The organism is Pseudoclavibacter sp. CFCC 13796 (genome assembly GCF_008831185.1).
Lineage (GTDB): Bacteria > Actinomycetota > Actinomycetes > Actinomycetales > Microbacteriaceae > Pseudoclavibacter_A.
On sequence record NZ_WBKD01000001.1, the window covers coordinates 397,718 to 413,408 of the forward strand.

Sequence of the window (15,691 nt, forward strand, 5' to 3'; positions counted from 1 at the left end):
TGCCAATGAGCAGTGGACTCGTGCTACTGGTCTGATCAGTAACACATTTGGCTGTTGTCTGACACTGGCCGGTAACAAACGACCCCGACGATGGACTCATCACAACCGAGGAGTTGATCGCAAAGATGTCTGCTTCGACAACACATGACCCGGCCGCAGAATCCGGCGGCACCAGCCTGACCGGGCTTTCGGCAGCCGAACTGGTGGCCGCCTACAAAGAGGGCGACCTTGAGCCACAGGCCGTCGTCTCGGCCAGCTTCGAGCTGATCGAGAAGAGCGAACCTGCGCTGCACGCCATATACGACAGCTTTCCCGAACAGGCGCTTGAGGCGGCACAGGAGTCGGCGAGACGTTGGGCCAGCGGCCACGCACTTGGGCCGCTCGACGGTGTGCCAGTCACGCTGAAAGAGAATCAGAAGGTCAAAGGCCGACCCACACCATGGGGCTCGGCGGCCACGACCCCGGTTCCCGCTGAGTCGAATGCTCCCGTCATCGACCGGCTGCAGAGCGAAGGCGCCATCATTCTGGGGCGCACGACGATGCCAGAGCTCGGAATGCTCTCATCGGGCGTCTCATCACTGCATGAGACGGTGCGCAATCCGTGGAATCTGGCCTGGAGCCCGGGGGGCTCGAGCAGCGGCGGCGGCGCGGCGGCGGCGATCGGCTACGCCCCGATCAACTTGGGGTCAGACATCGGCGGCTCGGTGCGACTGCCCGCATCCTGGTGCGGAGTCGCAGGCTTCAAACCCACGTTCGGTCGCATCGCGGTCGACCCGCCGTACTTCGGTCGACACATCGGGCCGATGGGGCGCAGCGTCGCCGACCTCGCGTTGGCCACCGGTGCGCTCGCCGGGCCCGACGACCGAGACCCCTACAGTCTGCCGAAACAGCGCATCGACTGGGCCGATCTCACGTTCGACCCGGCAGGTCGACGCATCGGTCTCGTGCTCGACGTCGGCGACGGAGCTGCGGCCGACCCCGAAGTGCTTGACGTCGTGCGACAGGCGGCAGAGGTCTTCGAGCGGGCCGGCGCGACCATCGTCGAGATCCCTCCCTTCCTCGAGAGCGGAACGATCGACCTCATCGACCTCTTCTGGCGCATCGGTCACTGGAACGACTACTGCAGAATGGATCCCGAGCGCCGCAAGCTGCTGCTGCCGTTCATCGCCGAGTGGTGCCGTGGAGGTCACGGCATCAGCGGCGAGGATGCTCTGCGCTCGCACGATGCGCAGTTGGACGTCGCACGTCGCACGATCGCAGCGACTGCAGATGTGGACGTCATCCTCTCGCCGGTCTCACCCGGTGCGGCGTTCCCCGCAGAGTGGCCGATGCCGAGCAACGATGTGAACGATCCCATGTCGCATATCGGATTCTGCGTAACCTACAACATGTCAGGACAGCCGGCAGTCAGCGTCAACGGAGGATTCACTGAGGCCGGCAGCCCCGTCGGTGTGCAGATCGCTGCAGCCCGATATGAAGATCGTCTCGCTCTGGCGGCCGCACACTTCTTCGAGAGTGAGCGACCGGCGAGCGCCGTACGCCCCTGGCCGACACTCTCGGCCTGATCCACCTCCATGACCACCGATTCCGAGCTCTGCACAGTCGAACCGTAACCCCCTGCACAACCCTGAGGAGCAAGCATGTCAGTCAACAGATCACTTACTCTGCGCCGCATCGGCGCAGGTCTCGTCGCGACAGCAGTCGCCATCTCTCTCTCGGCCTGCTCGGCCGGGGGCAGCGGCTCCGGAGGCTCCGGAGCGGCCGATGACGCGGCCACCGTCACTGTGGGCATGGCCGCGTCACCGGCTGGCCTGGACTTCACCACCAGCGGCGGAGCGGCCATCTTCCAGGCGCTCGCGGGCAACGTCTATGAAGGCCTGGTCAAGCTGGACGACAAGGGCCAGATTCAGCCGCTGCTGGCAACAGACTGGAAGGTGAGCGACGACGGCCTGCGGTACTCGTTCACCCTGCGTGACGGGGTCAAATTTCACGACGGCACTGCATTCGACGCGGATGTGGTGAAGGCTTCGCTTGAGCGTGTGCCGCAGTGGAAGGCGAACACCCCGTCGAACCTCGCTGCGATCGACCACGTCGAAGTCGTCTCACCCACGCAGGCCGACGTTGTGCTGTCGAAGCCCGACTCAGATCTGCTGTTCTGGCTGACGACGGTGCTGGGATCGATGATTGCGCCGAACTCGGTGGCGACCATGTCGACCACCGCGAACGGCACCGGCCCCTACACGTTCGTGTCGTACGAGCCCGGTGTCAAGATGAAGCTGAAGCGCAACGACAGCTACTGGGGCACGCCGGCGAAGAACGCCGAGGTCGACTTGGCCTACTACGCCGACGCCTCGGCCGCAGCGAACTCGCTGCGCACGGGCGAGACCGACGCGCTCTTCCAGGCCGAGGCATACGACCAGATCGATGCGCTGAAATCCGATTCGAAGTACACCGTGACCGAAGGGTCGACGCAATCGGTCGTCGTGATGCCGATGAACGAGGCGAACCCGGCGCTGAAGGACGTTCGCGTGCGCCAGGCGATCACACACGCGATCGACAAGGATGCCGTGCTCGCCGCGGCCACCAGCGGTCACGGCACCGTGCTCAACGGACCGTCAGTGCCCACCGACGCCTGGTTCGAGGAGTTCGGCGAAGCCGGAAAGCACGATCCTGATCAGGCTGAGCAGCTGCTGCGAGAGGCCGGGGTGTCTGACCTGTCGCTGACCTTCACCGTTCCGAACCGCCCGTATGCGCAGGCAGCCGCTCAGGTCATCCAGTCGAACCTCTCGGAGGTCGGCATCAAGGTGAACCTCGAGGTGCAGGAGTTCCCCGCGGTCTGGGTCGAGAAGACGATGACCGGCAAGAACTACGACCTCACGGTGACCAACCACATCGAGGCGCACAACATGACGAACTTCGGCAACCCGAAGTACTACTGGTCATACGACAATGCCGACGTGCAGTCGGCGTTCGCCGAGGCGAAGGCAGCCACCGATGACTCGGCGAAGACGGCAGCCATGAAGAAGGCACAGCAGCAGATCGTCGACGACGCAGCGGCAGTGTGGCTGTACAACACTCCGAACATCGTGGCCTCCAAGGCCTCGGTGACTGGTCTTCCCACGGATTACTACGGGGCGGGTATCGACTTCTCGCAGGTCACCGTCAGCAAGTAAGCCGCGCTCGGATGGTGGGCAGCTTGGGCCTGTGCGCCTGACTGCCCACCATCCGGCAACCTGACCTCTCTCTGTCTCGGTCGGAAAGGACTGAACAACATGCTTGTGTCCCTGTCACGAAAAGTCCTGTCGTTCGTGGCGTCGGTGATCGTGGCGTCGGTCGTGGTGTTCCTGCTGCTCAGCGTCATGCCCGGTGATCCGGCCAGAGCGCAGCTGGGCACGGATGCCACCGAGGCCGATGTCGAGCGGCTGCAGCAGCAGCTCGGTCTCGATCGTCCACTGATCGTGCGCTACTTCGAGTGGATCGGCGGGTTTCTGCGCGGTGACCTCGGTACCTCATACGCGAGTCACACCGCCGTGGGCCCACAGATCTTCGAGGCTCTGCAGGTCTCTCTGATTCTTGTGCTCTCGGGCATCATCGTCGCCCTGATCATCGCATTGCCACTCGGCACGCTGGCCGCAGTACGTCGCAAGCACATTGACGGGGCCTTCTACTCGGCGGTGAGTCAGGTGGGCATCTCGATTCCCAGCTTTCTGGCGGGCCTGATTCTGGTGACGGTCTTCGCCGTGATGCTCGGCTGGCTGCCCTCTGGCGGATGGTCGGCGCCGGGTGAGGATTTCGTCGGCTTTCTGCAGCATCTCATCCTCCCGGCGCTCGCGCTCGGGCTGGTGCGCGGATCCATCCTCTCTCGATACATGCGCGGATCGGTTCTCGATGTGCTGCGAGAGGATTTCATGCGCACCGCGAGGGCGAAGGGGCTCAAGCCCTGGCAGGCCATGCGCCGGCATGGTCTGCGCAACGCGATCGTGCCGGTGATCACGGTCACCGGAGTCGAGTTTCCCGCGCTGATCATCGGGGCGGTCGTCATCGAGACGGTGTTCGTCGTCCCCGGAATGGGAAGCCTGCTGCTGCGCTCGGTGGCCAACCGAGATCTCATCCAGGTCCAGGGCATCGTGATGGTGATCGTCATGTTGGTGCTGCTGGTGAACCTAATCGTCGATGTCATCCACACGCTGGTTGACCCACGTCTGAGGAGTGTCGAATGAGTGTCAATACCGTAGCTCTCTCTCTGGCCGCGGTGCGCCGACAGAGTTCGCGGCTGAACGGCTCGCTGATCGTCGGTGCCATCCTGGTGGCTCTGATGGTGCTGCTCGCACTGGTCTCGCTGGTATGGACTCCGATGGATCCACTGGCGACAGACCCCACCCATCGTCTGGAAGGGCCGAGCGCCGTTCATCTGCTCGGAACCGACGGTCTCGGCCGAGACATCGCCAGTCAGATCATGGCCGGCGCTCGACCGCCGCTGATGGTCGGGGCGGTGACGGTCTGCATCTCTCTCGTGCTGGGAGTGCCTTTCGGCATCACCTCGGCGATGTCAGGCAGACGTATCGGCGGCGTCATGATGCGGTGGAACGACATCGTTCAGGCGTTCCCTCCGCTGCTGCTCGCCATCATTCTGGCCGCCGTGTTCGGCGGCAGCACGACAGTGGCCATGATCGCCCTGGGCATCGGTGCGGCACCGGGTGTCGCCCGGCTCGTGCGCTCCGGAACCCTGCAGGTGCTGAGTCGCGAATACTCGATGGCCGCTCGTGCGGCGGGCCGTGGCCCGATCTTCAGCGCCTTCCGGCATGTGCTGCCCAACATCCGGGGCATGCTCATCGTGCAGGCTTCAGTCGGATTCGCTGTGGCCATTCTGGCCGAGGCAGCACTGTCATACCTCGGTGCCGGCACGCCGGCCCCGACACCTTCGTGGGGGCGCATGCTGCAGGAGGCTCAGAGCTTTCTCTACGTGCAGCCGCTCACTCTCGTCTGGCCCGGTCTCGCCATCGCGGTGACTGTGCTGGGCTTCAACCTGCTGGGCGATGGCCTGCGAGATCGTTTTGACCCGCGAATGGAGGCAACACGATGAACACCCTGTTGACGATAGACGGGCTGCGTGTCAACGCCGGTCGCAAAGAGCTGGTGCACGGGCTGGATCTGACGATTCAGCGCGGCGAGCGCATCGGCCTGATCGGAGAGTCGGGATCAGGCAAGTCGCTGACCTGCCTGTCGATCATCGGGCTGCTGCCCGATCCGCTGACCTCGACTGGCACGATTGCGCTTGACGGCGTCGGAGACCTGTCGCAGCTGGACGAGGGGGAGTGGTCGAAGGTGCGTGGAGATCGTCTCTCGATGGTCTTTCAGGAGCCCATGACCGCGCTCAACCCGCTGATGAAAGTCGGCGATCAGGTCGCCGAGATCATCGGCCTCCACTCGTCTCTGCCACGCACGGCGTGCAGAAGCCGAGCAGTCGAGCTTCTCGACGAGGTGCAGCTGCCAGACCCTGCGCGCGCCGCGACTGCGTTCCCTCACGAACTGTCAGGCGGACAGCGCCAGCGCGTGATGCTGGCGATGGCCATGGCGAATCGCCCCGATCTGCTTCTGGCCGACGAGCCGACGACGGCGCTCGATGCGACGGTGCAGGCACAGGTGCTGGAGCTGATGCGTCGACAGGTGCGGCAGCATGACGCCTCGCTGCTGTTCATCACTCACGACTTGGGCGTCGTTGCGTCGCTCTGCGATCGCGTCGTCATCATGCAGCGAGGAGACGTCGTCGAGACCGGGCCGATCGATCGGGTGTTCACCCAGCCTCAGCACCACTACACGCGCGCGCTGCTGGCTGCGTCACAGCTGCGCACACGTGCAGACGGGCGTCTCGCCACAGTGGTCGATCTCTCGCAGGCTCGTGACCGCGCCGCCCAGGTGCCGGCCGCTGTCAGAGATTCGAGCACGACCAGGCCGCAGCTGACACCGGCCGCACACACGTGGCTCGAGCCCTCTGGCGAAGCGGCTACCGACAAGGTCTTCAACGCCGTTGCCGCATCAGAGCCCGAGCCGATTCTGCGGGTGCGCGATCTGGTGAAGACCTATCGAACCTCGAGCGGCCCTCTGGGGCGCAAACGAACGGTCGAAGCGCTGCGCGGCATCTCTTTCGATGTGCGGCGAGGCGAGCGGTTCGGCATCGTCGGTGAGTCTGGCTGTGGAAAGTCGACGCTGCTGCGTCTGCTCACGGGACTCGACAACGCCACCTCTGGCGAGGTGTCGATTCTGGGCAATCAGATCGAATCGACGAGAGAGTCACGTCTGCGGTGGCTGCGTGAGTCGGTGCAGATCGTCTTTCAGGATCCAATGGGGTCGCTCGACCCCAAGATGCGCGTGCTCGACATCGTCTCAGAGGGTTTGCGCGGAGTCTCGACCGAGGAGCGCCGCGACCGGGTCGTCGCTCTGCTGAAACGGGTGGGGCTGGCCGCAGAGGCGGCTGATCGCTTTCCGCATCAGTTCTCAGGCGGTCAGCGACAGCGCATCGCCATCGCTCGGGCCCTGATCATGAAGCCGAAGGTGCTGATCGCCGATGAGGCGGTATCGGCGTTGGACGTGTCGGTGCGGGCCGAGGTGCTGAACCTGCTCGACGAGTTGGTGCACGAAGAGAACCTGACCATGGTCTTCGTGTCGCATGATCTGCATGTCGTGCGCCACTCGTGTGAGACGGTTGCCGTGATGCGAGCGGGGCAGATCGTCGAGGCCGGCCCCGTCGACGCCGTGTTCGACGCGCCGAAGCATGACTACACAGAGCGTCTGCTGGAGGCCATTCCGAGCCTGGATCGCGCCGCCAGCTGAGGTCGGGTGCCGTCGTCGGCGAACGCGTAGAATACTGGTCGGGCCAGCTCTGGCTGCTGTTCTCTCACTCTGCCTCGTCGTCGGAGGAGAGCTGCAGCACCACAGGTGCCCACGCCGGCTGGGAGGCCGCACCGATGTGAGGAGACAGCATGGAGTTCAGCCCGGTTCGACGAGTGAACGCGTATGAGCAGATCGTCGAGCAGATCGAACAGGCGGTGATCTCGGGCGAGCTGCAGGCCGGCGATCGGCTTCCCGGCGAGCGCAAACTCGTCGAGACCTTCTCAGTCAGCCGATCGACGGTTCGTGAGGCCATGCGGGTGCTGCACGCGACGGGTCTGGTCGACTCGCGGCCAGGTGACCCTCGTGGCCCTGTGGTGATGCCGTTCACCGCCGAGGTGCTCGACGGGCCGCTGCAGAGAATGGCTTCGCAGGCCGGCACCACCAGAGTCGAGCTGCTGCAGTTTCGTTTCATCATCGACGGTGAGGCCGCCCTGCTTGCTGCCGCACATCACGATGACGAGGCGATCACCGAGATCGCACGAGTGACTGATGAGATCCATCGGCTTCTCGAATCAGGTCAGGTCGGCCCCGAGGCCTTCGGGCCATGGCTCAAACGTTTTCATCAGGCGATTCGGGCCGCCGCCAAGAACCGTCTCATCGAAGTGAGCGGTGCGGCCTTGAGCGACGCGCTCACGCATATCGCGCAGAGCCGACTCAACGAGCCCGGTGACCGTCAACGCGTGGTGCAGCAGTCGGCCAAAGACGCAGGGCGTCTGCTTGAGGCGATCAGGCAGGGAGACCCCACTGAGTCCCGTCGACTGATGACCGGGAACATCTTTCGGTACTACGAACAGGTGCTGACCGATGAGGAGCAGACTGCGCTGAAGCCTTTGATCGGGTGAGTCGCAGAGGAATCAACGTTTCACGTGAAACATAGGGGGCACCCCCTCATGCCGACAAGTGCGCGATCTCCTGACGGTGCTGCACCGCTTGATCCAGCACGTCGGCAAATGCCGGATCGAACCACTGCTCGAGCGTCTGCACGTAGCTGCGTGTGGGGTGATTGTCATCGATGTAGATCAGCCGGCCGCCGATCGCCGGCGGGCAGCTGTCGGCTGTGCAGAACAGGTGCGCGAGATCGAGCGTGAGCACGCCGGGGTCATCGGCCAGGGGCTGCGGCAGCACGTCGGCGAGATCGACGTCGGCGAGCACTTGGTCGCGCGGCGTCGCGCACTGGTCGACCGCCAAAATCGTGTCCTGCGCCTGCGAGACGCAGAGACTCGGCGCCGTCGAGAAGCGTGGATTGTCGCGCATGAGCACGACCGGTGTGCCCAGCTGCGTGATGCGCTGCACCTGCGTTACCAGAGCATCCTCGAAATGGATGTCAGGCGAGTCGGCGACCGACACGTTGCCGACGGTGAACACGGCATCGGGGTGCTCGGTCGCGACGGCATCGAGCATGGTGTCGTTCATGGCCTGGCAGTCAGCGATGCGCTGTGCCTCATCGGGCCAGTATTTGCCGGTTCCCTCTGACTGCACCGGGCAGCCGCCGAGAATGAACGTGCGCAGCGTCCAGTTGTTGCGGTCGGCGAGCGGGGCGAGCAGGGTCATCCAGGTGTCGATGTGCGAGTCGCCGGCCACGAAGATCGTGCGATGCGGCAGCGTCGTCGGGTCGGTGTCGTCATCGGCCATGGTCGGGTCATTGGCCGGCTGGTTCACGCAGGTGATCAGCTCGCTGCCGTGTGCGTCGAGCGGGTCGCACTGTGATGACCAGTCTGCCCACTCGTTGTCGAGCCCGGTGACGGCAGGCTGCAGCGTGGTGAACAGCTGGGGCCCTTGGTAGTCGGCGGTGAGGATGCTGGCGCCGGGATTGTCGGCGTTCGCACTGCGCCCGGTGATGCGGTTGATGTCGGCCTGCCAGCCGACGACCACCATGCCCAGTACGGCGGCGATGCCCACGACCCGGATGGCGGGGCGGCGGCTGGCACGAAGCGCACGGGCGATGTGAGGATGCCGTGTGAGAAACGGTACACGTGCTGCCGCGCTCGCCGCTGGCTGACGCGGGGCGCGAACCGGCTTCTCGATGAAGGTCGTCGTCAGCCAGGCGAGGCCGATCGCAGCGGCGATGACCACGACGCCCTGCCACGCGCTGAGCTCGGTGGAACGGGTGTTCGCCTGCCAGAGCGTCATGAGCGGCCAGTGCCAGAGGTAGATGCCGTAGGAGATGCCGCCGAGCCAGGTGAGCGGCCTGGTCGAGAGCAGACGGTCGGTGCCGAAGGGGCTCGAGGTGCCGGGAACGCGACCGGTCTTGTTCGAGACGAAGATCAGGGCGGCGAAGGCGAGCGGCACCGCGGCGATGGCTCCAGGAAAACTCGAGGAGACATCCGCAATCTGACCGAAGACCAACAGGCCGATCACGCCCGCCCAGCCGGCTGCCAGTCGGAGCGGGCGCGCGACGCGCAGGTGGGGGAGAACCATGGCGAACAGGCCGCCGGCGGCGAACTCCCAGACGCGGGCCAGCGAGTCGTAGTAGGCGAAGGGCTGGCGTGTGCCCGTCGTGACGATCGAGTACACCAGCGAGGCGGTGCCGACGAGAAGCAGGGCCACGGCGACGAACCTCTTGGGACTGCGATGCAGCAGGCGTGCGACGACCACAGCGAGGCCGATCAGCAGCGGCCAGGCGAGAAAGACCTGCATCTGCACGGCCATGGCCCAGTAGTGCTGCACGGGGCTCGCGATGTCGTCGTTGTGGATGTACGAGACGTTGTTCGCGGCGAGCACCCAGTTGACGGTGAACATCGCCGCCGAGGTGAGCTCGTCGACGATCTGTCGCCACCAGGCCATCGGGGTGATCAGAATGCTGGCGATCGCGGTGAAGGCGAGCACCGTCCAGGCCTGGGGCAGCAGGCGTTTGAACTGGTTGCCCCAGAACCGACGCAGCTCGCGCAGGCCCTCGCGAGGCGTGGCGGTGGTGAAGCGGCGCAGCAGCGACGCCGTCATGAAGAACGCCGAGATGAAGAAGAACAGGTCGACGGCGCCTGAGACCCGGTGAAACCAGATGTGATATGCGGCGACCAGCAGGGCGGCGAGTGCGCGCAGGCCCTGGATGTCGGTTCTGTATCCGTTCGTTTGCTTGGAGTTCATCGTCTGTACAGGTTAGACGATGAGGCATCTGAGTCTCAGGTGGCAGTCAGGAGGGGCTCGTCGTGGCCAAGAGAGCTGTTGCTGGCGTCGGATGTGACATCTCGATCTGGAAAGAGTTCATGAAGCGCGCTGGTGAACTGGTCGTCGAACGAGCTGCTGAGGCTGGCGATGTACTGACGCGTCGGATGGTTGTTGTCGATGTAGGTGACAACTCCGCCTATAGCCGCAGGGCAGCTGTTCTCTGGGCAGAACTCGCTGGAAAGATCCATTGTCGCAACCAGAGGATCGTCGGTGAGCTCTTTGGGGAGCAGTTCGTCGAAGGGCCGACTGTCGAGCACGAGACTGCGGTCGGTTGTGCATGCAGTGGAGGCGAGGTCAGGCGTCTTGGCGAGCCGTGCAGCGCAGTCGTTCTGTGACACCACGTATCGAGGGGTGTCTCGAACCATGATGACCGCGATACCCTGAGCGGTGAGGGATTTCACAGTGTCTGCAAATGAGTGCCCCAAGACGAAGGCCGGGCTGTCTGGCTGTGACAGATTCGCGCTGGTGAAGACGACGTCCGGTCGTTGCTCGGTGAGAGCGGACATGCGGTAGTCATTCATGCGAGCGCAGTTGAACACGCTGGCGGTGTCGCTGGGGTCGAGCTTCGCGTCGCCATCTCGCTCGAACGGGCACATGTCCATGTGCAGCTGACGCAGTGCCCAGCCTTGCGCCTCGGCCTGTGGGGCCAGCGCAGTCATCCACGTGGCGGTGTGGGAGTCGCCCACCGCAGCGATGCGCAGCGTACTTTGGGCAGCGCTGACAGAGTTTCGGCAGTCTTGACCGTTGTCGGTCCCAGCTGCGCGTGAGCATTCCCCGATTGCCTCAGGCCACTGTGTGGTCAGCGTGGTGAGTGAAGGCGAGAGGCGCGTGAAAATCTGCGGGCCGTCATAGCCGGCTGTGAGAGCGGCCGCACCGGGATTCTGCGTGCCGTCACTCTTCTTCGTCAGATGGCTGACGCTACCAGCCCAAGTGGTGATGGCGAGGACCAGTGTGAGTCCCAATGCGGCGAGGCGAAACCGTGATGGAGTCAGAAGTTTGAGTTTTCGACGTGGATGGTCACCCGCACGGGTCTGGCCGTTTGCGACCTGAGTCGGTTTCGCAACAGAAGAGTGCCTGATCGGCGCTTCGATGAACCGGGTCGTGAGCCAGGCAAGCACGATGGCAAGCTCGACGACGACCACGCCCTGCGGAAGAGTCAGCTGAGCCTGGTCATTGTGAGCCAGCCACAGGTTCATCAGCGGCCAATGCCAGAGGTAGATGCCGTAGCTGATACTTCCCAGCCAGACGAGAGGCCGAGATGCAAGCAGTCGATCGGTTCCGAATCGGCTGCCGGTGTCATCTGCGAGGAAGATCAGTGCAGCGAACGTGAGCGGCACCGCGGCGACGATCCCCGGGAAGCTGGCTGAAACGTTCAACACCATGCCAAAGCACAGCAGCCCAAGCAAGCCCACCCACCCGGCGAGGAACCGCAGCATCCGAGGAAGTCGGATGTGCGGCAGGGCGATGGCGAACAGAGCACCAGCTGCGAATTCCCACACTCGCGTGAACGTGTCGTAATAGGCAACGGGCTGATTCTGGCCCGTGAGATAGATCGAATAGGCCAGGGATGAGACTCCGACGACTGCCAGCCCTACAGCAGTCATGGCAGTCGCGTTACGCTTCAGCTTTCGTGCCAGCCACACGAAGGCCCAGATGAGCAATGGCCAGACGAGATAGACCTGCAACTGCACAGCCATTGCCCAATAGTGCTGCACAGGGCTGACGATGTCGCCGGCGTGTAGATAGTCAGTTCCATTGGCGGCGAGCACCCAGTTGACCGTGAAAGTTGCCGCACCGACGAACTCATCGATGAGCTGTCTCCACCACGTCATCGGGGTGATGGCCCAAGCCGCAACGAGGGTGAAGACCAAGACTGCCCATGCCTGCGGCAGCATACGCTTCATGAGACTGCCCCAGAAACGACGGATTTCTTTGGCGGGCCGTGTCTCTTGGGTGGCAAACCGTCGCAGCAGCGAGGTCGTCATGAAGAACGCAGAAATGAAGAAGAAGAGGTCGACTGCCCCGGATACCCTGTGAAACCAGATGTGATAGACGGCGACAAGCAGTGCTGCCACCGCCCGGAGCCCTTGAACGTCCTTGCGGTAATGCGGCTTCGGGACGGCCTCTTCCAGGGGTGAGCGGGGCATGACGGTTCATTCTAGAGGGGGCGGCTACCGCCTGCAAAGTCTGTGCACAGATTCGAAGTGTGTGCTCGTCGCGAGAAATGCACCTCTCAGTTGGTAGAGTAGGCAACGGTGTCCAGGCATTATTCAAGGGTTTGGCACATTCCGCACTTATCTGTTTAGGGAGTTTCCTCGTGGACCTGCTCATTGTCGGCTCAGGCTTCTTCGGCCTCACCATCGCGGAGCGGGCGGCGACCCAGCTCGGACTGAAAGTCACCATCATTGAGCGTCGCAACCATCTCGGAGGCAACGCATACAGTGAGATCGACCCCGAGACCGGCATCGAGTACCACAAGTACGGTGCGCACCTCTTCCACACGTCAAACGAGCATGTGTGGGAATACGTCAACAAGTTCACGAAGTTCACGGACTACCAGCATCGGGTCTACGCGAACTACAACGGTGTCGTCTACCCTCTGCCGATCAACCTTGGCACCATCAACCAGTTCTTCAATGCTGCTTACGGTCCTGACGAAGCCCGTGCGCTCATCGCCGAGCAGGCTGCTGAGCTCGAAGGAAAAGAGCCGGAGAACTTAGAAGAAAAGGCAATCTCGCTGATCGGCCGCCCGCTTTACGAGGCCTTTATCAAGGGATACACGGCTAAGCAGTGGCAGACCGACCCGAAGAAGCTGAGCCCCGACATCATCAACCGTCTCCCTGTGCGGTACACGTATGACAACCACTACTTCCGTGACACGCATGAGGGGCTGCCGGTCGACGGCTACACACCGTGGCTGGAGCGCATGGCAGATCACCCGAACATCGAGGTCAAGCTCAACACGGACTTCTTCGACGAGTCTCAGCCTTTGAACAAGACTGCCATGGTCGGCAAGGTCCCCATCGTATACACCGGCCCCTTGGATCGATACTTTGATCACAAGCTCGGTGCGTTGTCATGGCGCACTCTCGACTTCGAGAAAGAAGTCAAGCCGACGGGCGACTTCCAGGGCACCTCGGTCATGAATTACGCAGATCAGAATGTGCCGTACACGCGCATTCACGAGTTCCGGCACTTCCACCCGGAGCGTGACTACCAGACCGATAAGACCCTGATCATGCGCGAGTACTCACGTTTCGCCGGTGGAGGCGACGAGCCGTACTACCCAGTGAACACGCCGGAGGATCGCGAGAAGCTGGAAGGTTATCGCGAGCTCACTGAGGCAGAACCACAAGTGCTGTTCGGCGGGCGCCTCGGCACCTACAAGTATCTCGACATGCACATGGCAATCGGATCTGCGCTCAGCAGGTTTGAAAATGTCGTCCGTGACTGGTTTCGGAACTGAGTCGACACCAACAGAGAGCGGTATGCAATGAGTAAAACTACTGGGACTGAGACCAATACAAAATGGGAGACTGTTCAGAAGACTGTCTTTCCGATCGACGTTGACCCGCTGGTCGAGCCTCTATACATTGCATGGGGCGAGGCGCTCAGCGGATCCGGAATGCAGACGCAGGATGCCGAAAGGCTTTCTGGACTTCGCCGTACGACCGATTCGGGAAGTGTCGCGGTCGGGGCCAAGGTCAAAGACGGCAATCCCCAGCTTTCTGACCGGGCTCGTTACTCCGCATTGCTCCCAGTCGGACAGCGTGTCTCATTTGCCACCTTCTTTAATGCGTTTCCTGCGGCTTACTGGGTGCAGTGGACCGATGTGCCTGCCGTCCGGCTCAAGATTGTGGTCAGCGGTGACATTCGTATCGATGTGTACCGGTCGACTTCGCGAGGAACGTTCAACCGTATCGGAGGTGCGCTCTCCGCGCAGGGAGAGACCACGTTCGAGCTGCCTCTGAAGAACTTTGGTGACGGCGGCTGGCTTTGGTACGAACTGGTTGCTAACGAACTTGATTCCAAGTTGATCGAGGCCGAGTGGCAGGTCGATTCGTCATGCCGTCGCCTAGATCACCCGGGAACGTTTGCTGCATCTATCACGACCTACAACCGCCCCGATGACTGCGTGACGCAGATGCAACGCTTCGCCAGCGAGACCTCGTTGCACGACCGTCTGACTCGTCTGACCATTGTCGACCAGGGAACTGATCTTGTGCAGGAGGCTTCTGGCTACGACTCGGCGCAGAAATCACTGGGTGATCAGTTCGCGCTCATTCGACAGGGCAACTTGGGCGGTTCAGGCGGATTCGCTCGAGGAATGTACGAAGGCGAGCGGTCAAAAGCTGACTACGTCATTCTCCTCGACGACGATATCCTGATCGAGCCTGCCGCGGTTCTTCGTGCTGTAGCGTTCGCTGACTACTGCCGGAAGCCGACCCTGGTCGGTGGCCACATGCTGAACCTGTACGAGAAGTCAAAGGTGCAGAACTTCGGAGAGTATGTCAAAGAGTACCCATTCCGTTATGGTCCTGTGAATGAAGACCTCGTCGACTTCGACTTCGCTCAGAACGATCTGCGCACTACGCCGGGTCTTCACCGACGCATCGACGTTGGATACAACGGCTGGTGGATGTGTCTGATCCCCACTGACGTCATCCGTGAGATCGGCCTTTCTCTGCCGGTGTTCATCAAGTGGGACGATGTCGAGTACGGCGTGCGTGCAGATCGACAAGGATTTTCGACGGTGACCCTGCCTGGTGTCGGCGTCTGGCATATGCCCTTCGTGGAGAAGGACGACCGGCTGGACTGGCAAGCGTACTTCCACCAGCGCAATAGGTGGGTCGCAGCCATGGTCTACTCCCGCTACAAACATGGAGGCTCGCTGCCTGCAGAGAGCTTCGCAACTGATGTGAAGCATCTGTTGGCGCAACAGTACTCTGCGGTCGCCCTGCGCATCCTTGCCCTGCAGGATCTTCTGAAAGGCCCGCAGCATCTCCACGAGACGATCGGCCACAGAGCAGCCGATGCCAGAAAGCTGCGACAGAAGTACTCTGACGGCCAGCTCATCAAGCATGTCTCAGATTATCCCGAGGTCAGCCAAGCTCGACCTGCGCGCCGAGGGCGCACAACTGGAGACCCGAAGAATCGTATGGAGTGGCTGAGCATGGCTGGGTCTGCCATGCTCAAGAATCTGGTGAAGGGAAAGCCCAGCACCAGCCATCCAGAGAGCCGAATCTCTGCTGCAGATGCAAAATGGTGGCGCATCGCTGCCAGTGACAGCTCGCTGGTGTCAGCCTCTGACGGTAACGGTGCCAGTGTGTATCGTCGTGATCCGGAAACGTTCCGTCGGCTCTTGGCGCTGTCCGTCAAACTGCACAGAGAGCTAGTGGGGCGCTGGGATGAGCTGTCGGAACAGTACGCCCGTGAGCATCACGCCTTCACCTCTGTTCACGCGTGGGAAGAGACCTTTGAACGTAATGCAGTTACAGAGCCCGGGCACAAGCAGAAGTAGTTCACTACTGGTAGTGGGAGGGTGCTGAAATATGTCGAGGAGACACGTGGCTTACCGTGTCTCCTCGACATAGAGTTTGTGCGAACGCACTATTGAGTGTTCTGCGCTATCTGT

At 62.5% G+C, this 15,691-nt stretch carries 10 protein-coding genes; 8 read left to right on the top strand and 2 right to left on the bottom strand.

The annotated features are described in order from the left end of the window. Positions 1-125: 125 nt before the first annotated feature. The 6 genes from F8O07_RS01845 (at position 126) to F8O07_RS01870 (ending at position 7,733) form a co-directional block, all read left to right on the top strand. Positions 126-1,565: an amidase gene (locus F8O07_RS01845; protein ID WP_158030471.1), complete on the top strand. Its 1,440-nt coding sequence runs from the start codon at positions 126-128 to the stop codon at positions 1,563-1,565. 75 nt (positions 1,566-1,640) lie between these two features. After that, complete coding sequence (locus F8O07_RS01850; protein ID WP_158030472.1) at positions 1,641-3,173, top strand: ABC transporter substrate-binding protein; 1,533 nt, start codon at positions 1,641-1,643, stop codon at positions 3,171-3,173. Positions 3,174-3,272: 99 nt separating this feature from the next. After that, the gene (locus tag F8O07_RS01855; protein ID WP_158030473.1) at positions 3,273-4,220 is read left to right on the top strand and encodes an ABC transporter permease; all 948 of its coding nucleotides are present in this window, start codon (positions 3,273-3,275) and stop codon (positions 4,218-4,220) included. Continuing rightward, positions 4,217-5,083: an ABC transporter permease gene (locus tag F8O07_RS01860; protein WP_158030474.1), complete on the top strand. Its 867-nt coding sequence runs from the start codon at positions 4,217-4,219 to the stop codon at positions 5,081-5,083. Before F8O07_RS01855 ends, F8O07_RS01860 begins: the two co-directional genes overlap by 4 nt. Further along, the gene (locus tag F8O07_RS01865) at positions 5,080-6,831 is read left to right on the top strand and encodes a dipeptide ABC transporter ATP-binding protein (RefSeq protein WP_158030475.1); all 1,752 of its coding nucleotides are present in this window, start codon (positions 5,080-5,082) and stop codon (positions 6,829-6,831) included. Before F8O07_RS01860 ends, F8O07_RS01865 begins: the two co-directional genes overlap by 4 nt. A 149-nt stretch (positions 6,832-6,980) precedes the next feature. Continuing rightward, positions 6,981-7,733, top strand: coding sequence for a FadR/GntR family transcriptional regulator (locus F8O07_RS01870; protein WP_158030476.1), 753 nt, complete (start codon positions 6,981-6,983; stop codon positions 7,731-7,733). A 46-nt stretch (positions 7,734-7,779) separates the two neighbouring features. Here F8O07_RS01870 and F8O07_RS01875 read toward each other — a convergent pair whose 3' ends face one another. Together F8O07_RS01875 and F8O07_RS01880 are read right to left on the bottom strand one after the other, a co-directional pair. Beyond that, positions 7,780-9,975, bottom strand: coding sequence for an acyltransferase family protein (locus F8O07_RS01875; RefSeq protein WP_158030477.1), 2,196 nt, complete (start codon positions 9,973-9,975; stop codon positions 7,780-7,782). A gap of 35 nt (positions 9,976-10,010) precedes the next feature. Beyond that, entirely contained in the window at positions 10,011-12,203 is a 2,193-nt protein-coding gene (locus tag F8O07_RS01880; protein WP_158030478.1) for an acyltransferase family protein, read from the bottom strand. Between the two features lie 170 nt (positions 12,204-12,373). On the opposite strand from F8O07_RS01880, the gene glf reads away from it, so the two are divergent. Both glf and F8O07_RS01890 read left to right on the top strand, forming a co-directional pair. Beyond that, positions 12,374-13,522: a UDP-galactopyranose mutase gene (gene glf, locus F8O07_RS01885; RefSeq protein ID WP_225733127.1), complete on the top strand. Its 1,149-nt coding sequence runs from the start codon at positions 12,374-12,376 to the stop codon at positions 13,520-13,522. Positions 13,523-13,549: 27 nt separating this feature from the next. Then, complete coding sequence (locus tag F8O07_RS01890; RefSeq protein ID WP_158030480.1) at positions 13,550-15,577, top strand: glycosyltransferase; 2,028 nt, start codon at positions 13,550-13,552, stop codon at positions 15,575-15,577. The last annotated feature ends 114 nt before the right edge of the window (positions 15,578-15,691 follow it).